The following is a 21,630-nucleotide window of genomic DNA, read 5'->3' as shown; positions in this document are numbered from 1 at the left end:
TTTATTCTACCTTGCCCAGCTTATTAGCTAGCATTTTCACGGATCCCACCTTGCAACCCCTGGGGGTGTTGGCGGTGGTGATGCTGATTGAAACGCTGTGGGCTTGGCCCGAGAAATTCCATCCCTTAAGTTTTGCCCAGTTGCTGGCCAGACGAATGGCGGACAAGGTTCACCCATCGATCAAGCGCAGTGAATTGCAACAGAAAATCTCCGGCAGTCTGGCCATATTTATGCTGCTATTACCACTGGCGATCATATTACTGATTTTTACCAGTATGGCACAATTCCCACTCTTTTTTGACGCCCTGTTACTGCTCGTTGCACTCCAATACCAGAACATAATCAAGCGCAGTCAGAAAGTGGCTAAGGCACTTAGCCAACAAAAAAAGGTTCTAGCCAGGCAAACCCTGGCACACATAGTATTGCGGGAAACAGAGCTGCTGTCACCGGTTGGCATCGCCAAAGCCAATATCGAAAGTCTACTGCTAAGGTTTGCTCAACAGTACGTTAGTGTCATTTTCTATTATTTTATCTTCGGTGGGGTCGGCGCCTTGTGTTATCGATTGATTTACGAGTTTTCCCATTGCTGGAATATTAAACTCCACCGTTTCAGCTTCTTTGGTTATCCTGCGGCTAAGATAATGCATATTATGCAATTCATACCCGTGCGCCTGTGTGGCGTCATATTTATGTTGCCACAAAGCATTAGCGGCGGAATGGCTGCCTGGCGCAGTGGCAGCAAAAATTCCTGTGCCCATTTATGGATATTGGCCATCCAAGGTGGCGCCTTGGGCGTAGAGCTAAGCGGGCCAGCCTACTACAACGGACAGAAGAATCGTTCCAGAAAATGTGGCGGCCAGCGCCAAGTCCGTTTTGCCGATATTCAACGTACACTTTATGCTATTCAATTAACCAAGGTAGTGATCTTTGCTCTCAGCCTGCTGATCGGTAGTGCGCTGTATAGCTGGCAACGGCTATGAGCATAATTTTTTCATGCCTGCTAGGGTTGACCCTGGTTTGTCTGCCACTGGCGGCACAACAGAGGATCATCAGTTTGGCCCCCCATACCACCGAATTGATTTTTGCCTTGGGCGCCGGTAGCCGCCTGGTGGCCGTTAGCGATTTCAGTAATCATCCCCAAGAGGCGACAAGATTACCCTCGGTGGCCAGTCACAACGGGGTGAATTTCGAGCAAATTGTGCGTCTAAAGCCTGATTTAATCGTGGCTTGGCAAGGTGGTAACAAACCTCAGGATCTTGCCAAACTGACCTCCCTGGGATTTGAACTTTACCTGTCCAACCCCCAACACCCCATGCAGATCCCCCAAGATATACAGGCACTGGGCAAGCGCATAGGCCAAACCGCCCAGGCCAAAGCGCTCAGTGATAGCGTCAAAACATCCTTAATAAGGTTAAAGGAAAAGTATGCCACCCGGCCCAAGGTAGCGGTTTTTTATTATCTATGGCCCACACCTCTGATGACCATAGGTGAAGATACCTGGGCCAATCATCTTTTGACGTTGTGCGGTGCAAGCAATATTTTTGCCGACTCACCCATTCCCTATCCCCAGGTTAATATCGAACAAGTGGCACGCAGGCATCCGCAAAAAATCATTGCAGCACTGAACCTTAGCCTGCATGATGCCAATACGTTCTGGCAAACGAAACGGGGTGTCATAACAGCACCTGTTGCGGTCGTAAATCCAGATATGTTGCACAGATTTACGCCGCGTTTACTCGAAGGTCTGGGTGATTTGTGTGAAAAAATTCACGCTCACAATTAGGTAAATGGGTACACTAGCCAGATTAGACCTAACCGCCGAACCAGAAACGGCTTGCCGTGGATGAGTACAGAGCCATGATGGAAGAAACGTCAATCTGACTGATAGGGTCGGCTTTACAACTCAATCAGGCAGTTACAGCATTGAAGTAATAAGCAACATTGCCATCTGCATTTTTACCGAGCAGTGCTGGGATATGGTAGCCGAGCATTATCTGAATAAAGTACCCGCCCATAGACAACCCAATTTTAAAGGCAACTGGATTATGAATATCACTCTTACCACCCCGGCTATGCTGTTTCCCGCGATTTCCTTGCTTTTGTTAGCCTATACCAATCGTTTTTTGACCTTGGCTTCCACCATCCGCAATCTGGATCCCGGGCACGATCGTGAAAACACCCATGCCCAGATCAATAACTTACGAGAACGGATCCAGCTGATAAAACGCATGCAAGAAGCCGGGGTGGTTAGCTTTTTTCTGTGTGTATTGTCGATGTTGGCCATTTATGCCGAGTATCAGACGATAGGCGGTTCAATTTTTGCCGCGAGTTTGGTGTTATTGCTCTATTCCTTATGGCTATCCGTGCGGGAAATTCGCATTTCTGTGGAGGCGCTGGACGTATATCTAAGCAACTTTAATTTTCAACGCAAAAAGCGCTAAAAGCATTGTTGGGCATCACGGCGTTTCTCGGGTAATTCGTTCCCCGAGAAACGCCGTGATGCCCAACTCGAGGGGGCTAACTAAGAGTGATACGGGCGAATTTGCGTTTACCCACTTGGTATACGGCGGTACAGGCAGCGCTTAAAATCAATTTGCTGTCTGCCACTTTTTCGCCATCAATTTTCACTGCCCCCTGTTTGATCATGCGCATGGCATCGGAAGTGGAACTAACCAAATCCGCTTCTTTAAGCAAATTGGCAATAGCCAAACCTTCAGTGGGCAGATCCAGCTCAATCTCGGGCATATCATCAGGAATAGCATTTTTTTGGAAACGTTGAATAAAATCCTGATGAGCCGCCTCGGCATCCTGTGCGCTGTGGAAACGTTCGATGATCTCTTTAGCCAAGGTGATCTTGATATCCCGGGGATTAGCACCGTCACTCACCTGCTGCTTGAACTGGGCGATATCGTTTGTTGGCCTAAAGCTTAATAATTCATAGTAGCGCCACATCAACTCATCTGAAATCGACATGATTTTGCCAAACATTTCATTAGGCGCATCTGTGATGCCAATATAGTTGTCCAGGGATTTAGACATCTTCTGCACGCCATCAAGGCCTTCCAACAGCGGCATCATCAACACTGTTTGCTGTCGTTGTCCCTGACCCTTTTGCAACTCCCGCCCCATTAACAGGTTAAAACGTTGATCAGTACCGCCCAATTCAATGTCTGCCTCTAACGCCACCGAATCCCAACCTTGCACCAGCGGGTACAAAAATTCATGGATGGCGATGGGCTGACCACCGGCGTAACGTTTCTTGAAATCGTCACGCTCCAACATGCGCGCTACTGTCTGACTGGCTGCCAGTTTAATCATGCCAGCCGAACCTAATTTGTCCATCCATTGGGAGTTAAATCGTATGCTTGTCTTGGCTGGGTCGAGAATTTTGAACACCTGTTCTTTGTAGGTTTCTGCATTGGCCAATACGTCTTCTTTACTCAAGGGTTTACGGGTGATGTTTTTACCCGTTGGATCACCTATCATGCCGGTGAAATCCCCGATTAAAAAAATCACTTCGTGACCAAGCTGCTGAAAGGTGCGCAATTTATTGATTAGCACAGTGTGTCCTAAATGCAGATCTGGTGCAGTGGGATCGAAACCAGCTTTGATTTTTAACGGCTTCCCCTCTTTTAGCTTGGCAATCAGCTCTTCTTCTAACAATATTTCTTGTGCACCGCGCTGTATCTCAGTCAATGCATGTTGCCAATCTGTCATTTGGGACCCTTTATAAAATTGAATTTGGATGATTTTGCTGGCCCATTTTACGCCGCACCAACGCGTATTAAAAGCGTAGCAAGACATTAATCATAACCACGTATAAAACTAAATCCTTTAAAACTGTACAAAAAACGCACTTTCCCTAGGAAATAAGCGTTAATCATTATATTCTGCATACATCGTAGTTGGATGAGTTACAGGTTACCGTGGTTCAAAATAAATTTAATCAATTACCCAAAACCCATAAATGGCTGGTTTCTTCCATAGCCGCATTAGTGGTGTTGTTGGCACTTCTCCCTTCTGATCGCGCTAGCGCAAGCCGCAATTCAGATGCTGCCTTGCTGGAAATAGGCAAGCGCTACGAATTGGCTATCAACATAAATGAACTCCCCCTGGATGACGCAGCGCTAACAGACGGCCCGGATTGGAAAGTATTTCAGGTCCGCAGTGGTGACAACCTGGCCAAAATTTTTCAGCGCGCCGGCTTAAGCCCCAGAGATACCTACAATGTGAGTAAAGCCGGTGAACTGGCGAAAAAATTACTCATGATTAAACCCGGAGAGATGTTATCTCTGCAAGTTGACGAAACAGGTGCTTTTGCCGGTCTGACCTACGGGCTTAACCCCACAGATACCTTAATGATCGAAAAACAGTCTGATGGTGAATTACAGTCTGCAGTAAATTACAAGGAAGTGGACACCCGCTTGAATTACGCACAGGGCACCATAAACAGCAGTTTCTGGAATGCCGGCGTGAAAGCACATTTATCAGAGAACCAGATCATGAGCCTAGCGGCTATTTTTGGTTGGGATATCGATTTCGCCTTGGAATTACGCCAAGGCGATAGCTTCAACGCTGTCTTTGAAGAAAAATACATAGACGGTGAGTTTGTTGAAAACGGCGATATTGTGTCAGCGCAATTCACCAATAGTGGCACTACTTACACCGCCATTCGCTACACTGACGGTAATTTCTACACCCCTGAAGGACGCAGTATGCGTAAGAGCTTTTTACGCGCGCCGGTGAGTTTCAAATACATTAGTTCAAGCTTTAAAAAACGCCGCTTCCATCCCGTGCAAAAAAGATGGAAGGCCCATCGCGGTGTCGATTATGCCGCAGATCGCGGAACCCCCGTTATGGCGGCCGGTAATGGCAAAGTAATCCGTGCATCTTACGATAAATTCAACGGCAACCATGTGTTTATTCAGCACGGTGAAAAATACGTGACTAAATATTTGCATTTCACTAAGCGTAATGTGAAAGTGGGTCAGTCCGTCAAACAAGGCGATATCATTGGCACAGTGGGCTCCACTGGTTTGGCTTCCGGTCCCCATTTGCATTATGAATTTCTGGTTGACGGTGTGCATCGCAATCCGCGTACGGTTTCGTTGCCTAAAGCCTTGCCGATTGATAAGGCTCAACGTGCCGCTTTTGAAGTTATCGCCAAAGAGCAACTAGAACAACTAGACAACAGTAAACGCATTATGTTGGCCATGAACTAACCATTTGATATATACCCAAAGCCATTGGAGTTGCAGCTAAGCGGCAAAGGAAGACGGGTATAACTGACAAGGACAAACATGTCGCAGCTATATATCGGGCTGATGTCTGGTACCAGTATTGACGGAATAGACGCAGCCTTAGTAGATTTTTCCTCTGTTGTGCCACGTTTATTAGATTGCCAGACCTTTGCTTATCCCCAAGAGCTGGTAACTGAGTTGCATCAACTCTGTGCACCGGGTGACAACGAAATAGTTCGAATGGGCCGTGCCGATCGTGCAGTGGCAGAAGCCTTTTCCGACGCCGTTCATTGTTTACTCAAAACGAATTATATTACCCCTGAACAGATCATTGCCATTGGCTCCCATGGGCAGACAATACGCCACATGCCTGGGGATAAGCAGGGGTTTAGTCTGCAAATCGGCGATCCCCACACGTTAGCTATTCAAAGCGGCATTGACGTTATTGCGGATTTTAGACGTAAAGATATTGCGCTGGGTGGTCAGGGAGCGCCTTTGGTGCCTATTTTCCATCAGGCAGTATTTGCTCATCCCGTGCAGTCACGAGTGGTGGTGAATATTGGCGGCATATCCAATATTACTTACCTGCCGGCAGGTGCAATAAGCGAAGTATCGGGCTGGGACACAGGCCCGGGTAATACCCTGATGGACGCTTGGTGCAAGCTACATACAGGCCAGGATTATGACGACAAGGGGCAGTGGGCGGCGCAATGTACCCCAGATCCGCAACTATTGCGGAGCCTATGTTCCCATCCCTACTTTACCCAGGCACCACCAAAAAGCACCGGACGCGAGTTATTCCATCTACAATGGCTGCAGCAGCATATTGCTGATTGCCCCTATTCTCTGGATCCCCAAGTCGTCCAGGCCACACTAGTGGCGTTAACGTCCCATACTATTGCCCAGCAGATACTCAATTTTAAGGATGTCGATCAAGTCTACGTGTGTGGAGGCGGAGCGCAAAACGAGTTTCTCATGGAGTGCCTGGAAACCGACCTGCACGAATGTGAACTTAGCACCACTGAGTCTCTGGGGATCTCCGCTGATGCAGTCGAAGCCATGGCATTTGCGTGGTTAGCCTGGGCCTTTAAACATAAGATTACCGGTAATCTACCCAGTGTAACCGGGGCGAAACGCAGGGCAATACTGGGGGTATACTGCCCCCATGATTAGGTAGTGAAAATGAATCGACCGGTGAAAAAAGTCAACCGTCTGTTAGATAATACAGATCTGGAGATACTGGCGCTGCTATATCAGGATGCACGTCTTAATAACAAGGACATCGCCCAAAGTGTGGGTTTGGCCCCCTCCTCCTGTTTAGAACGGATCAAGCGTTTGCAAGCCGATGATATTATTCGGGGGGCGTTATTAGACGTGGATCTCAATGCTCTGGGCGGGCATATTCAAGCGGTAATATCCGTGCGCTTGTCAGATCACAGCCGGGCTACAGTGGATGGTTTTGTTCAGGATCTATTGCCCTTGCCCGAAGTGTTAAGCGTATTTCATATGGGCGGCGATATAGATTTTCTGGTGCATGTCACTGTGGCCGATTCCAGTCATTTACGGGATTTTGTATTTAATGCCATTACTGCTCGGGGCGAAGTCAACCACGTCGAAACAGCTTTGGTCTACGAACACAGAACCAGTAACAGTCTACCCAGCTTCTAACGCGCTCTTCGGGAACAACTGCTCAATGTTATATAACGGAACATGTCGTTGCACTGGCGTGCGTTTTGACCTGTGCCTACCAAAGCCATTAAACCAATACGCTCCCAGGGATTGCGATTACTGTCTGAGTCACCAGGTCAGTTACCTGTCGGACCCGCAAGCCAGACTCACGGTATATTTTTAATGCCCCTTACACGAGACGAAACAAGGCTCGCAACAAGCTTCATTTTTATGCTGTGCTAACTGTCAGGATGTGCTTGTTGTCACCTTTGACGCTAACAGCGGATTGAAAGGTGCTGTCAATGCCAACTTGCTTGCCCTTAAAACGTGCCTGTTACCCAGCATTAATGTTTCACCCAAAACACTGGCCGCTGAACAAAAAGCAGCGCGTTGGGATCATATATGGATGAGCACTGCGGTTATTACAACTCAAAATACTCAGTGAAACATTTATACAACTGAGTACCGCTTAAAACCGACGCCGACGGAAAATGCAGTATGGGGATCAAATCACAGGGTGCCAGTAGCTCTTCTGTGGCTCTTGGGGTATCGAGTTCATCCACATTCAGTATTTTGGCCAGTACTTCGCCCTTTTTAATGGCCTGGCCGGGTTTGGCCAAGTAATCAACTATGCCGCCACGTTGGGTATATAACACCCGATAATGCTCCAGTATAGTAGCCATACGGGTTATCTTTTGTGGCTGGATATCACAGCTAAGCAAACACCCTTTGGCGTTGAGATAACCTAAAATGCTGCTGGCGTCATATGCACCATCGGCAAAACTAATGACTTCCTGACTGCCCATCTCCAGGGTAAAGGCTTCTACTTTAAAATCCACCGCCTCACCCCGCTTTTCACTTACTCGCTGTTGCAAGGTCCACCAGGGGCAAAATGTGGCTTCATCCAGAGCGCCGGCGAAGGTATTTGGGATCAAAATCACATGGGGAATATTAAATAACAGCGCCGATTTGCGTGCGTATTCGGGCACGTATATGTGCCGAGTGGATACCGGCCCATTGTGTAAGTCCAACACGATATCCGCATCGAACGCCAGTTGCTGAAGCTTTAAATTCAAACGCTGCGCCAAACCTATGCCCCAGGTTTCCTTGAGTTTTTGTGCCAACCGATGTTTAACTTGCTGCCTGAAACGGGCTTTGATGGTAGCCACCGATTCATCGTTTTGCACAGTGGTTGCAAATTCCTCGACCAGGGCTGGATCATAAAAATAACCACGGTTCCAATTGGTGCCATTGACCGGGTCAAAACGTCCCAAGGTATATTCGCCGGCCTTAATATTGGTGCCCACGGGATTGCAATTGGGCACTAAAATGACTTCGCCACACAGGGGCATTTGTTTTAATTGTTGGATCAGGTGGTATATCACCACATTACCCTGGACTTCAGCGCCATGAATCGAGCTTTGGATGTACACTTTAGGCCCCGGTTTTTCGCCGATGAAACGATACAGGGGCACATTCATATTGCGCCCTGAGGCATTTTGCGCCACCACCAGGTACTCTTTTTTAAATTGATTAGTCATGGGCATACTCAGTGTTAGGGTTGGCCCACCGCTTAAGAGGCGGCAGCATACGTCTTATTGGCTTAAGGCCCCATAATACTGGCGATGAAATATATATCTTGCATTCAGCGGTTCCATATCCTGAACCGAGGGCGAAGTGCCGATCACCAGCCGTCTGCCTTGGGAAAACCTTGGCCAGTTGACCAGGTTCTGGCCATTGGGGTTGCCTTGTTTGATAAAGTTGGCAAAATATTGCTGCATAAACGACGAGACCCGGTGATCCTGAGCTTGCCATTTGTATAATGGGTTAACATCCAGATTGCCTAGGGCGTATTCTATTTCCGCAGAATGTACCGCCCCAAGGGGAGCGGGTTGTGGTTTCCCACCCGCCTCCTGTTGTTCCTTACTTATAGGTCGAACATGGTCATAAAAATAATAGTAGCTGGGTTGACTGCTGTTGGCACTGGCCAAGTCTATCCAGTTCCAGGTGGCAAATCCCATAAAACGATCACTGGCTAAGGCTTGAGCAGCCGTCATCACTTGGGCACTATTGGCAGCCGGATACAGGGCAGCAACTTGTGCATGTTTTTGGGGGTACAAACGTTTTAACGCCTGTTGAAAATTCTCTGGCGTCGGCTCTTGCCCGGCAAGGATCTGTTGGTAACTTCCCTCTTGGGAGTTATCACCAACCAGAAGTGGCACCTTCGCTTGCAGGCCATTCTGATAGATTATTAGGGGAGATACAGGCAAAAAATATCCGTCTATGTTAGGGCTAAACCGGGTAAAACCGGCGGCCGTTGCCTTCGCTAATAATTCATCCGCAGGCATATTTCGCAGGGCGGCGAAACTTTGCGGGCTGTTATCGCCCATCAGAGCTACTTGCAATTTCATACCCTGTGCTTCGGCGGCCGCCAGGCTCATTGTAACAATGGGCGGGCCAACAATAGAGCCGCTTTGGCCAATGGCCCCGCCCATTAAATCCTTGGACAGCGGAGAGGCCAATAGCGCGCTAACGGAAATGGAGCCGGCCGACTCGCCGCCTATGGTGATGCGGTCAGGGTCTCCGCCAAAGGCCTGAATATTACTGACGACCCACTGAAGCGCCGCCTGCTGATCCAAAAAACTGTAGTTGCCCGATCCCTTATAATCCGTCTCTGCTGACAATTGCGGGTGAGCGAACAGCCCCAATACCCCCAGGCGATAGTTAGCGGTAACCACCACTATGCCTTTACTCGCCATGCTTGCGCCATCGTAACGCTTTTCAGAACTGTCTCCGGCAATAAAACCACCACCATAAAAATACAGTAGTACGGGCAATTTTTGTTTGCTATCGACTGTTGAAGTATCCACTCGGGGAGTGTCCACTCGGGGAGTATCCACTCGGGGAGTCCACACATTCAGATATAGGCTGTCTTCACTTACTCCAGGTGAGCGAAACTTCATGTCACTATAGATAGGATTTTGCATGTTGCGATTGGCAAACTCGGTGGCATCCCGTATTCCTTGCCAGGGTTGCACGGGTTGTGGGCGTTGCCAACGCAATTCGCCCACTGGCGGCGCGGCAAAGGGTATGCCTTTGAAAACACGAATATCAGTGGCACTATCGAGACTTCCCAATAAGGTGCCATCGTCAATGGTTACGCTTTGATTGCCCAAAACCGAAGTGCTCAACAGCACCAGGCTCAATAGAAAACCGACTCGTCTCATAACGTCCCACCCCCCTCATAATTATCAGTTTTCAAAACGTCTAATCCGCCGCGCTAATCGTTAAATGTCATTCTCGGTGGGCGACTCCAGGGATGAGTTACTGGTTGCCCCGCTTCCTTCGACCTCGATACCATCTACCCGCTGCAAGCCACGGGGTAATTTATTCCCCCTTCGTCCGCGTTCACCTTGATAGTGCGACAAGTCTTCGGCCGAGAGAGTCATCCCCCGCTTACCGGCCATGATCTTGACATTTGCCCCCTGTGGCACCACCGCCAGCACTTTGACAAACTCTTCCCTGGACTGCGCCTTGGCTGATGGAATACTGATGATTTTATTACCCTTGCCTTTGCCTAAACTGGGCAAATCACGCAAGGGAAACATCAACATCCGCCCTTCATTGGAGATGGCCATACACCAGTCGCTTTGTAAATTACTGACCCTTTGAGGCGCGATGACTTTGGCCGCATTAGGCAGTGATAAATAAGCTTTACCGGCCTTATTTTTACTCACCATATCGGCGAACTTACCGACAAAACCGTAGCCTGCATCGGACGCCAGCAAATATTGCTGATCATCTTGACCCATAATGACATGTTCGACGTTTTCCCCGCTGACGATGCCAAAGCGACCGGTCAGGGGCTCACCCTGACTGCGGGCGGAAGGCAACAAGTGCGCGTCACAAGAAAACACCCGTCCTGAACTGTCCATAAACACGGCTTGCTGATTACTGCGGCCCTTACTGCAGACCAAAAACTCATCTCCTGCTTTGTAACTCAAGCCTTGCACATCAACATCATGACCTTTGGCGCAGCGAGCCCAGCCCTTGGCTGACAACACCACTGTGACGGCTTCAGAGGGGATCAGTTCTTTTTCACTCAAGGCTTTGGACTCGCCACGTTCCACTATGGGCGAACGGCGATCATCGCCATACATTTCTGCTGCGGCAAGGATTTCTTTTTTGATCAAGGTTTTCAAGCGGCGGTCCGAACCCAATAATTGTTGCAGCTCGTCACGCTCTTTGGCTAGCTCATCTTGCTCCCCCTGGATTTTCATTTCTTCAAGTTTAGCCAAGTGGCGTAATTTCAAGTCCAGAATGGCTTCGGCTTGAATATCCGACAGATTGAAGCGAGCCATCAACTCCTGTTTGGGTTTTTCTTCATAACGAATAATGCGAATGACTTCATCGATATTCAAAAAGGCGACCATCAAACCTTCCAGAATATGCAGCCGCGCCAGCACTTTATCCAACCTGAATTGCAGCCTGCGTACCACGGTATCTTTTCTGAAGATCAGCCATTCAGTCAAAATGGTGCGTAAATCTTTAACCTGGGGACGGCCATCCAGGCCTATCATATTGATATTGACCCGGTAGGTTCTCTCCAAATCCGTGGTGGCAAACAGATGTTGCATCAATTGTGCGACATCGACCCTGTTCGAACGGGGGGTGATCAGCAAGCGTGTGGGGTTTTCATGATCAGACTCGTCACGCAAATCGCTGACCATAGGCAATTTTTTAGCTTGCATCTGGGCCGCAATTTGTTCCAGAATTTTGCCCCCTGACGCCTGATGCGGCAAAGCCGTAATAATTATATCGCCGTTGTCTTCATGGTAGACACCGCGCATGCGGATTGACCCCCGGCCGGTCTCGTATATTTTTTGAATGTCCTCTTTAGGGGTGATTATTTCCGCGTCTGTGGGGTAATCCGGCCCCTGGACAAAATCCAGTAATTCATGCAATTCAGCCTTGGTATTATCCAGTAAATAGGCGCAAGCGTTGGCGACTTCCCGCACATTATGAGGGGGGATATCCGTGGCCATGCCCACTGCTATGCCAGTGATACCGTTGAGTAGAATGTGGGGCAGGCGCGCAGGCAGTACCTTGGGTTCATCCAGAGTACCATCGAAGTTGGGTTGCCAATCCACCGTGCCCTGGCCTAGCTCAGTGAGCAATACTTCACTGAACTTGGATAAACGGGATTCGGTATAACGCATGGCAGCAAAAGACTTGGGATCATCCGGCGCCCCCCAGTTTCCCTGGCCATCTACCAGGGGATAACGATAAGAAAAGGGCTGTGCCATCAGCACCATAGCCTCATAACAGGCTGAATCACCATGGGGGTGAAACTTACCTAATACGTCACCTACCGTGCGGGCTGATTTTTTGTATTTAGCATTATTGCTCAGTCCCAATTCAGACATGGCATAAATAATTCGCCGCTGCACGGGTTTGAGCCCATCCCCAATATGCGGTAAGGCTCGGTCCATGATCACGTACATGGAATAGTTGAGATAAGACTCTTCGGTGAAACGACGCATCGGTATTTGTTCGATGCCGTCTTTATTAATGATAATTTCTTGACTCATAGTGAACTGTATCGGCCGCGTTATTCTAGTTGTATGTCTAAAGACTCATTTTCGCATTCGCTAACTAACGGAAAAAGTCGACTATTTTTGGTAGGTTACCCTATAAATGACATTGGCGAAATCATCGGATATCAACATGCTGCCATCAGGCAGGGTGAGCAGCGCAACGGGCCGTCCCCAGGTGCTTTCATCAGCATTTAACCAGCCTTCGATAAAGGGCTGGTAAGACGTGACCTGATTATCTTGCACTTTGGCCATCATGACCCGGTAACCAGACTTCTTGCTGCGGTTCCAGGAACCGTGCTCGGCCACAAACAAATTGCTTTTGGTCTCGTCAGCAAACATATCCCCCTGGTAAAAATGAATGCCAAGAGGCGCAACATGTGCTCCAAGGTTATAGACGGGTTTCACATAGTTATCAGGATCCTTGCCCTGCCCAAACTCGGGATCGGGCACAGTTCCAGCATGAAAATACGGATAGCCATAATGCGCGCCCTCGCTCTGCACACGGTTTATCTCGCAAGGTGGAATATCGTCTCCCAGCATGTCTCGGCCATTGTCACTGAACCACAGCTGTTTACTCTGGGGGTGCCAATCAAAACCTACGCTGTTACGCACACCTTTGGCCACCCATTTACGCTCTTTAGTCTCAAGGTTATATTTCAAAATAGAGGCAAATTCGGGATTATCGAAATCTTCACCACCATTAGTTTCACAGATATTACAGGGGGCCCCCACAGGAACATAAAGCCAGCCATCAGGACCAAAGTCTATATACTTCCAGCCGTGATGACTTTTATCCGGCAAGCCGTCAATCACCACTTCAGGGGCGGGTAAATTTCTAAAGGTTGCATCGATATTGGCATATTTCACAATTTGACTCACCTGAGCCACATACAGATCACCATCTTTAATGGTTAAGCCCGAAGGCATATTCAGGCCAGTGGCGATTGTCAGCACTTCATCGGCCTTACCATCGGCATCTTTGTCGATGACGGCTTGTACTTCACCAGCCGCCCGACTGCCCACAAAGATAATACCATTTTTACTGCGGGCCATTTGCCGGGCGTTTGTCACACCAGAGGCAAAGATATCGATGGAATAACCCTGGGGTAAACGCAGTTTTTCCAAGGGTAAAGGTGCAGCAAATAACCCCGGACTTAGAAAAGAAAGTAGAATCGAAAGGCGAAGTAACATAAATTATTCCTCAGGGTTAATACTAGGTAGAATACTACGTAGAATACTTTATAAAATTGATATACATACCTATATCCTAACGGTTGCTCTTGCTGCAGCCAACAGGTGAATGCATAAATTTGGATGGAATCTGACGATCACAATATATGGCTAATACTTTTTGAAACCCACACAGGCATTTTTACCCACCTTATCACGCAAACTGCGACTCGGTTTATGCTGGTGCATGCTGCTCGTTAGTAGTCACTCAGGGGCAGAAAGCTTAGTCCAGTTGATTTCCAAAGACAGGGTGGTGAACCTTTCCTCCTATGTAAAAACATTCCACGAGACCCAAGGAAAGTTAACAATCGATGAGGTCAAGACTCGATTAGGCCAGTTTACCCCCCATACCAGTAGCAATCCGAATTACGGTTTTTCCGAACAAGGTATATGGTTATATACCACCTTGACCAATGCCACCAGAACGCAAGACTGGGTGTTAGAAGTGGGGCTCGCCCAACTCGATAATGTTGATATGTATTTACTGCGCAACAACCAGGTTATTGCCGCCACTTATCAGGGCATAATGGGCACGCCACAGCGCTATCGATTACCAACCATGAAAATGCTGCTGCCTTATGCACAACCTACAGCTGTACTGGTCAGAATAACCCGTGCGCGTCATAGTCTGATCGCGCCGCTAAAAATTCAATCCCTGCAAAAACATGATAAATCCAACCTCTATGACAACCTGTTGTGGGGGCTGATTTACGGCGGGTTATTGAGCCTGGCTGTTTATAATTTAGTTATATTTTTCGGTATCAAAGAAAAAAGCTTGCTCGCCTATGTGGTTTATATCGCTACGGTGCTGCTATGGCAGTTTGTCTGGAGCGGGCATTTGAACATAATGTTCCCCCCCGAAATTACCCATTGGTTCCACCGGCACACCGACCTCACATTTGTGCTACTGAGTATGGGGTCAGGGATTTTCACCTATGTCTTTCTCGATGCGGCAAATACTGCTCCAAAAACGCAGCCATTTATCAAATTGAGCTTGTTGATACTGATGTTACTGATGTTACTGATGTTACTGGGGGTATTCTCGTTGATAACCGTGTTTCCACCTTTTTGGCAAACCGCTTCTGTTTATTTGCTCACTACATTAAGCATCTGCTGTTATAGCTTCGCTGGTTTTGAAAGCTATTGGAACAACTTCCGCGGAGCCCGTTATTTCATTTTTGCCTGGGGCATTTTGGCTCTAAGCGCCCTTATTGGAATGTTCAGCTTGGTGGGGGTTTTACCTTCCAACTTTTTCACAACCTACTGTTTTCAATTTGGCGTACTACTCGAGGCGGCGCTGTTTTCTCTGGCGTTAATGGATAAAAGTCGCCATCAACTGGAACTCGAGGTGATACAAGCGACCGACGACCTGCGTAACAATATTGAACTGGTTGAAGAGCAAAATGTACGACTGGATATCGCCCGCAAGGATGCCGTGGCTGCCAGTCATGTCAAATCCCAATTTCTGGCTAACATGAGCCACGAAATCAGAACCCCCCTCAACGCCATACTCGGTTTTAGTAAAGAACTCCAGCAAGGCGACTTACCCGAGGATAAAAAAGAACAAGTCCATATCATCAATACTGCCGCGGACAACCTGCTAAACATAGTCAACGATGTCCTGGATGTGTCAAAAATCGAAGCAGGCAAGCTGCAAATTAACAACCATGCGTTTTCCCCTAATCAGCTATTGGAAGAAATGATAGGCGTGATGGCCAAATCGGCACATCTGAAAAACCTGGAATTTATATTCGACGTTGAGCCCCTACCAGAAAAGCTGATTGGCGACAGTTATCGCATCAAACAGATCCTTAATAATTTACTGGGCAACGCCCTAAAATTTACCGATTATGGGCACATTGGCCTGTTTGCCAGCGGCATTATGCTCGAACACGGCATATTTGAACTCAACCTCAGAATTGAAGACACGGGTATTGGCATCAGCCGTGAAGACAAGCGTAAATTATTTACCGCTTTTTCCCAGGTGGAGGATGCGTTAAATCGTTCCTATCAGGGAACTGGCTTGGGTTTGGTGATATGTAAAGAGTTGGTTAAGCTAATGCGCGGACAGCTTAGTCTGCAAAGCGTGCCAGGTCAGGGCAGTACCTTTAATGTAAGGGTGCGCACCAATACACTCAATAACCAGCCCACTTTATCCAAACACAGCCAATGGCAGGGGTTACAGGTACTGATATATGATCCTTACCCCCATTCCCGACTTAGCTCAAGCAAGCTTTTGTGCCACCTGGGTGCCCTAGTAACCAGCGTTGAATCACTGGCCTGCCTCAATGCTCAGCGGCAAGAGTTCGACTATCTATTCACCTGTTTGCCCGCCAGTATGCCAGGCAAAATTCAAGCAGCGCTGGACGCATCACATCATATAGCCGCGAGATGCAAAATTTTATGTTACTCGGGCCCAGATTCAAGCGCTCCTACTCATTTTGCCCAGCGCGAAACATATCACAGCCAAATTAGGTTGCCACTGACGCTGGGGAAGCTAAATAACATCATGTGTCAACCCGCTGAAGACCCCGTAGACCAACTGCAGCAACGCTTAAGGCAATTGCCTGCGGTTCGGGTGTTAGCGGTAGACGATATGGAAATGAATTTACGTTTACTCAGTACCTGGTTGAAACCCTCGCCACTGATACTTGACCTGGCCTTTAGTGGGCAAGAAGCCTTAGAGCTGTGTCAGCATAAAGAATTTGATCTGATCCTGATGGATGTGCAAATGCCGCACATGGATGGTCTGGCAGCGACTCGGCTCATCCGCCAAACTGAACTGAATTTAGGCACGCCGATTATCGCTGTAACGGCCCATGCCTTCAAAGAGGAACAGGAACGATTATTATCCTGTGGTATGGATGACTATTTGCCCAAACCGCTGGATTTGTCGAATCTGGTTGATTTGATAACCCGCTGGTGTCATCAACAACAGCCACAGGCAGAGCAACTCGCCAGTTTCGATTGGCCATTAGCCCTTAAACGCGCTAACGGTAACACCCCCGCCGCCCGGGATGTGTTCGAACAGTTTATTGTTCAACTCCCGGAATTAGTTGCGGATATTGAACTCAATGCCCAACAGCGGGATTTTAATCAGTTGTTAGTCAACGTGCATAAGCTGCACGGTGTTTGTTGTTATACAGGGGTGCCATTGTTGCATCGACATTGCGCCGAAACCGAGGGTATGCTTAAACGTCAGGAACAAGGGGAAGGTCTGCTTGCATTGGCGAAGTTAATCGATGAAGCCTATACACTGTTAGCCCAAGCCCAGATTATTAAAGGGCACAGTGTGCCCTAGGATTACCTGCCAGAAGCTGTAGTTCATCTATACCGACAATTTGCGCCCAGTACCAGATATAGTGGGACTAGTTGAATTGTGGTACCTGGGCACGTATTGTTATGGTTGCAGGGGTAAGCCCTTCCCACACTCATGTTGAGTATCAAAGGGGCACCCCATCCTTTTGGAGATAATATGCGAATTACCCTTATTGCCAAGGCGATAGCCGTGGCCATGACTGTCAGTGCCTGTTCGGGCACTGGTGTTACCCCAACCATAAAAACGATGAAAACTATGCTTCCCGATAGCAGTAATGTATTGTTCAGCAAAAGCCCGCTTATTTATCAAGCTCCCCAGTTTGACAAAATTTCCATCAATGATTATGAACCAGCTTTCGCCGCAGGCATGGAGCAGCACAACGCAGAAATTGCGGCTATAGCCGACAATAGCGCCCCTGCTACCTTCGACAACACCTTGGTAGCGATGGAGCGCAGCGGGCAATTGCTGGCACGAGTCAGTAAAGTGTTTAGCAATATGTCAGGGGTGATTTCCAACCCTGAATTTCAGCGTATTGAAACGCAAATGGCGCCCAAATTAAGCGCGCATGAAGATAATATTCATTTGAATGCCAACTTATTTGCTCGCATTGCCACAATCCACCAGGACCAGGCCGACCTAACTGCCGAGGACCAGCGTTTGGTCGGCTATTATTATGACCTTTTTGTCAGGGCAGGAGCCAAATTAAACGAGACGGACAAGGCAGCAGTGCGAGACATTAACGGGCAATTGGCGACACTTTCGACTGAATTTTCCCAGAACATTCTCAAGTCATTTAAAGACGATACTATTTTAGTTACGGACAAATCCTCGCTGGCCGGTTTATCGCCACAGGAAATGGCCAGTCTTGCCACCGCCGCCACAGACGCAGGTAAACAGGGTTATATGATCACGCTGGTTAATACCACTACCCAGCCTATTTTAGCCAGCCTGGAAAATCGCGCCTTACGTCAGAAAATCTGGCAAACCTCTGCCCACAGGGCAGCGAAAACTAACGGCCCTATTCTGATTGAGATGGCTCAGCTTAGAGCGCAAAAAGCTAACTTGCTTGGTTACCCCAACTGGGCAGCCTATGTCACCGCAGATCAAATGGCCCAAAATCCCCAGGCGGTTTTTGCTATTCTCGATGATCTGGCTCCCAAGGCCTTAGCCAAAGCCAAAGTCGAGGCGGCAAACATACAGCAGCAAATTAATGCCTCAGGAGAAACGTTCACTCTACAACCGTGGGACTGGGCCTTTTACGGGGAGAAAGTTCGCCAGGCGAAATACGATCTCGATGAGGATCTAATCAAACCCTATTTTGAACTGCACAATGTATTGCAAAACGGTTTGTTTTTCGCCATGGACAAATTGTATGGCATAACCTTCACCGCTCGTAATGATCTGCCTGTTTATCATCCCGACGTACTGGCCTATGAAGTATTCAACCAGGATGGCAGCAGTATCGGTATATTCTACCTTGACCCCTATGCTCGCGAAGGCAAGGGTGGCGGAGCCTGGATGGATGAGTTTGTCACCCAAAGTGATCTGATGGGCACTAAGCCTGTGGTTTACAATGTACTTAACATTCCCAAACCTGCTGCGGGCCAGCCCACACTGCTGACATTTGACGAAGTGACCACTATGTTCCATGAGTTTGGCCATGCCACCCATGGATTGTTTTCCCAGGTAAAATACCCTAGCCTGGCCGGTACTGCCACCGCCCGTGATTTTGTGGAGTTCCCTTCCCAGTTCAATGAAGACTGGGATATCGATCCCCAGGTTATCGCCAATTATGCCAAAGATTATCAAACCGGTGAGCCTATCCCAGAGGCTTTGCTGGCCAAGGTGTTAAAATCTCAACAGTTCAATCAAGGTTTTGATACCACTGAATATCTGGCGGCGGCCATACTGGATATGGAATGGCATTCCATTGCCCCTGGCAGCAAGATAACGGACGCCGCCAGCTTCGAAAAACAGGCCTTGGCCAAACATGGGCTTGATTACGCAGCGATCCAGCCACGCTATAAATCCACTTACTTCAGCCATGCCTTTTCCGGTGGTTATTCTGCGGGTTATTATGCGTATTTGTGGACAGAAGTGTTCGCTGCGGATGCCTTTTCCCATATGTCAGATCAAGGGGGATTGAACCGGGCAAACGGTGATGAGTTCCGAGCCAAAATACTGTCCATGGGTAACAGTCAGGATTTGATGCAGGATTATATCCAGTTCCGTGGTCAGCAACCAGATACCGGGGCGTTGCTCAAACGCAGGGGCTTAGTGGACTAACCTAACACCCACTAAATATGTAAATAAACCAGGCCCCGTATACTTTTAAATATACGGGGCCTTTTATTACGTAAAATAATATCCATGTCGCTAAATCCCTCTGGTTTACTATGAACTACTTACGATTTTCAGCATACCCATAACTGTTATTCATAACCCCATAAACTCCACCCAAGATAATGCTAGGCTGTGAAAATCTTATGATTAGCCTTGGCATTACTCTATGCTCAGATATTTGTTGCCGGTCCTTTTTTTATATTCTGCCCTATCAAACCCTCGCGGATATTCAGTTGGCAAGTCTGAGCGAACGGTCATTGGTTTGCCCTGTTTTACAAGCTAGGATAGTTTGCATGCCCGCACCAATAACCTGTTAAGTGACTTCACTGTCTACGGAGCTAATATATGAATGACGAAAATAAAATGAGCAAAGGTGGATGCCTTTGTGGTGCAGTCCGATATGAAGTGAAAGGATCACTCAGAGATATAGTGAACTGCCATTGTAGTATGTGTCAGAAATTACATGGAAATTTCGGCCCTCATACAAAAGCAAGAAAGGTTAATATCAAAATCACTAATAACGATGGTTTGGCTTGGTACAAGACATCTGAAATAGCCCAAAGAGGCTTCTGTCGAAAGTGTGGTTCAAGTCTATTTTGGGAACCATTTAACTTAGACGCGACCGGAATTATCGCTGGCTCTTTGGATGGTCCCACTGGATTAAAAACAATGGGTCATATATTTGTAGGTGAAAAACCTGATTTTTACGAAATAACTGACGATAATCCGCAATTCAGTTACTCATCGGACGGTCAGTTGGTAAATGATTATAAATAGGTTTATATATTAACCACATAAGGCGTTCAAATGGACACAATACAGTCGGTTTTTTGGTCACTCCGTTCAGGTAATTCAAACGAGTGATAACAGAATGCTTAACTTGTGGATGCCTAAGAAAACTTCGCGACTGGCAACTCCGAGCGACAGGAGCCGCTGGCCGTTACGAATGTGAATAGAAGGTTTAGATCCAAAGCGGTCATTTTATCGGCGCTGAACCGACTGGTTCTTTGGTTTGCCCGGCAGCATTGACTGCTGCATTTGTGATAGAAATAGCGATTTGATCCGCAGTCTTAGTAGAAGCTACTGCTCTGGCCATAGTAAGTCCACCAATTAAAATACCTAATACTCCCCAGGCCTTAGATAAACATTCTTCGTGCGAATTTCCAATAAGGCCTTGAGCCATAAGCTCAACTATCTCGAGCATTTTTTTTTCATATATAGTGTGTAATTCAGGTTTAGTACGCACAACTTCGGGTGAGAGGGTTGTCATTGCACAGCCACATGAAAGGTTATCACGATGCGCTTGGCCTAGATAATAATCTGAAAAAGCCACAATCCATTGCTTACCATGTTGAAGTTGAAAATCAGGGATTGCAGTAATCACCTCATCAAGACCTAACGACAATGCCGCTTCAAATGCACCATCTTTTGAACCTAAGTGGGCATAAAAGGCGCCCGAAGTAACGCCTGCCTCTTTAGCAATACCATCAACACCAATCCCCGCATAGCCATTGCTCCGAAAACCCTGACTCGCGGCGTTGATAATACGTTTTCTCGTTTCTTGCTTTTTGCTTACTTTAGTCATTTAAATATCCCCCCCCCAAGAATACCCATATTATAACTGCGTTTTAAATGAAATTATAGCAATCGTTATATTTTATCTTGACAATATAACGAACGATATATAATGTGGCGTAAATTGATGAATATAACGATCGGTATTTTAAATAATTGAAACTGAATTTGCCTGAAAGCAACGCCGATTAATCGCTAACGATTAACTTAACTATTACTGGAGAATACTATGCCATTAACACTGACTCTTACTGAAGGCGTTATCCCTGTCGGTTCTGAAAAAGAAGCTGTTTCAAAAATTACTAATTCAATGCTTAAACATCACGGGCTTTTAGGTAATACGGTTATGACACCTAATATAACTGCGCAAGTTTCAGTGTTACCAAAAAATTTGACGTTTTCGGGTGGAGAAGAATTCTCGGGCGTTTGGATGGAATGGAAGGTACCTTCATTTGCTTTTGCTTCGAGAGAAATTCAATTGGCTCATTTTGCCGAGGCAACCGAAATTATCAGAGTGTTGTCAGGTGGAAAACAGCCTGTAGAAAATATTTACTCGAATGTTATTCATACAGTAGATGGGTCATGGAATTTCAATGGTATCGCTATGACCAATGAAGAAATTGGTAAAGAAATTTCAAAAGAATAATGGATCATTCAC

16 protein-coding genes are annotated in these 21,630 nt (G+C 47.4%); 10 read left to right on the top strand and 6 right to left on the bottom strand.

Annotated elements, in window-relative coordinates:
* Positions 1–11 precede the first annotated feature (11 nt).
* The 3 genes from AC3RV5_RS03020 to AC3RV5_RS03010 all read left to right on the top strand — a co-directional run bounded on the left by AC3RV5_RS03020 (position 12) and on the right by AC3RV5_RS03010 (position 2,441).
* The gene (locus tag AC3RV5_RS03020) at positions 12–980 is read left to right on the top strand and encodes a cobalamin biosynthesis protein CobD/CbiB (RefSeq protein ID WP_489730507.1); all 969 of its coding nucleotides are present in this window, start codon (positions 12–14) and stop codon (positions 978–980) included.
* Positions 977–1,783 carry a cobalamin-binding protein gene (locus tag AC3RV5_RS03015; RefSeq protein WP_489730506.1) on the top strand — a complete coding sequence of 269 codons (807 nt, stop codon included), beginning with the start codon at positions 977–979 and terminating at the stop codon, positions 1,781–1,783. Before AC3RV5_RS03020 ends, AC3RV5_RS03015 begins: the two co-directional genes overlap by 4 nt.
* Positions 1,784–2,045: 262 nt before the next feature.
* A complete protein-coding gene (locus AC3RV5_RS03010; RefSeq protein WP_489730505.1) occupies positions 2,046–2,441 on the top strand; it encodes a DUF2721 domain-containing protein in 396 nt (131 codons plus the stop codon).
* Positions 2,442–2,517: 76 nt separating this feature from the next.
* On the opposite strand, the gene tyrS is transcribed toward AC3RV5_RS03010, so the two are convergent.
* The gene (tyrS, locus tag AC3RV5_RS03005; protein ID WP_489730504.1) at positions 2,518–3,717 is read right to left on the bottom strand and encodes a tyrosine--tRNA ligase; all 1,200 of its coding nucleotides are present in this window, start codon (positions 3,715–3,717) and stop codon (positions 2,518–2,520) included.
* A gap of 209 nt (positions 3,718–3,926) precedes the next feature.
* Here tyrS and AC3RV5_RS03000 point away from each other — a divergent pair, with 209 nt between their 5' ends.
* From AC3RV5_RS03000 to AC3RV5_RS02990, 3 genes are all read left to right on the top strand, one after another.
* The gene (locus AC3RV5_RS03000) at positions 3,927–5,222 is read left to right on the top strand and encodes a peptidoglycan DD-metalloendopeptidase family protein (protein WP_489730503.1); all 1,296 of its coding nucleotides are present in this window, start codon (positions 3,927–3,929) and stop codon (positions 5,220–5,222) included.
* Positions 5,223–5,300: 78 nt separating this feature from the next.
* The gene (locus tag AC3RV5_RS02995; RefSeq protein ID WP_489730502.1) at positions 5,301–6,413 is read left to right on the top strand and encodes an anhydro-N-acetylmuramic acid kinase; all 1,113 of its coding nucleotides are present in this window, start codon (positions 5,301–5,303) and stop codon (positions 6,411–6,413) included.
* A gap of 9 nt (positions 6,414–6,422) precedes the next feature.
* Entirely contained in the window at positions 6,423–6,908 is a 486-nt protein-coding gene (locus tag AC3RV5_RS02990) for an Lrp/AsnC family transcriptional regulator (protein ID WP_489730501.1), read from the top strand.
* A gap of 422 nt (positions 6,909–7,330) precedes the next feature.
* On the opposite strand, the gene AC3RV5_RS02985 is transcribed toward AC3RV5_RS02990, so the two are convergent.
* From AC3RV5_RS02985 to AC3RV5_RS02970, 4 genes are all read right to left on the bottom strand, one after another.
* Entirely contained in the window at positions 7,331–8,449 is a 1,119-nt protein-coding gene (locus AC3RV5_RS02985) for a succinylglutamate desuccinylase/aspartoacylase family protein (protein ID WP_489730500.1), read from the bottom strand.
* A 54-nt stretch (positions 8,450–8,503) separates the two neighbouring features.
* Positions 8,504–10,135, bottom strand: coding sequence for a carboxylesterase/lipase family protein (locus AC3RV5_RS02980; RefSeq protein ID WP_489730499.1), 1,632 nt, complete (start codon positions 10,133–10,135; stop codon positions 8,504–8,506).
* 60 nt (positions 10,136–10,195) lie between these two features.
* The gene (parC, locus tag AC3RV5_RS02975; RefSeq protein ID WP_489730498.1) at positions 10,196–12,499 is read right to left on the bottom strand and encodes a DNA topoisomerase IV subunit A; all 2,304 of its coding nucleotides are present in this window, start codon (positions 12,497–12,499) and stop codon (positions 10,196–10,198) included.
* Positions 12,500–12,580: 81 nt separating this feature from the next.
* Complete coding sequence (locus AC3RV5_RS02970) at positions 12,581–13,696, bottom strand: PQQ-dependent sugar dehydrogenase (RefSeq protein ID WP_489730497.1); 1,116 nt, start codon at positions 13,694–13,696, stop codon at positions 12,581–12,583.
* Positions 13,697–13,922: 226 nt separating this feature from the next.
* Between AC3RV5_RS02970 and AC3RV5_RS02965 the strand changes: the two genes are divergently transcribed.
* From AC3RV5_RS02965 to AC3RV5_RS02955, 3 genes are all read left to right on the top strand, one after another.
* On the top strand, positions 13,923–17,036 hold the full coding sequence (locus tag AC3RV5_RS02965; protein ID WP_489732083.1) for a hybrid sensor histidine kinase/response regulator: 3,114 nt from the start codon (positions 13,923–13,925) through the stop codon (positions 17,034–17,036).
* A gap of 174 nt (positions 17,037–17,210) precedes the next feature.
* Positions 17,211–19,340 (top strand): M3 family metallopeptidase, encoded by a 2,130-nt coding sequence (locus tag AC3RV5_RS02960; protein ID WP_489730496.1) that lies wholly within the window; start codon positions 17,211–17,213, stop codon positions 19,338–19,340.
* A 402-nt stretch (positions 19,341–19,742) separates the two neighbouring features.
* Positions 19,743–20,174, top strand: coding sequence for a GFA family protein (locus AC3RV5_RS02955; protein WP_489730495.1), 432 nt, complete (start codon positions 19,743–19,745; stop codon positions 20,172–20,174).
* A gap of 199 nt (positions 20,175–20,373) precedes the next feature.
* On the opposite strand, the gene AC3RV5_RS02950 is transcribed toward AC3RV5_RS02955, so the two are convergent.
* On the bottom strand, positions 20,374–20,982 hold the full coding sequence (locus tag AC3RV5_RS02950) for a TetR/AcrR family transcriptional regulator (protein ID WP_489730494.1): 609 nt from the start codon (positions 20,980–20,982) through the stop codon (positions 20,374–20,376).
* A gap of 219 nt (positions 20,983–21,201) precedes the next feature.
* On the opposite strand from AC3RV5_RS02950, the gene AC3RV5_RS02945 reads away from it, so the two are divergent.
* Positions 21,202–21,618, top strand: coding sequence for a 4-oxalocrotonate tautomerase (locus AC3RV5_RS02945; protein WP_489730493.1), 417 nt, complete (start codon positions 21,202–21,204; stop codon positions 21,616–21,618).
* Positions 21,619–21,630: the final 12 nt, after the last annotated feature.

The organism is Paraglaciecola sp. IT1134, assembly GCF_058068185.1.
The sequence above is the reverse complement of the archived record's forward strand: the minus strand, read 5'-3'. Positions and strand labels throughout refer to the sequence as shown.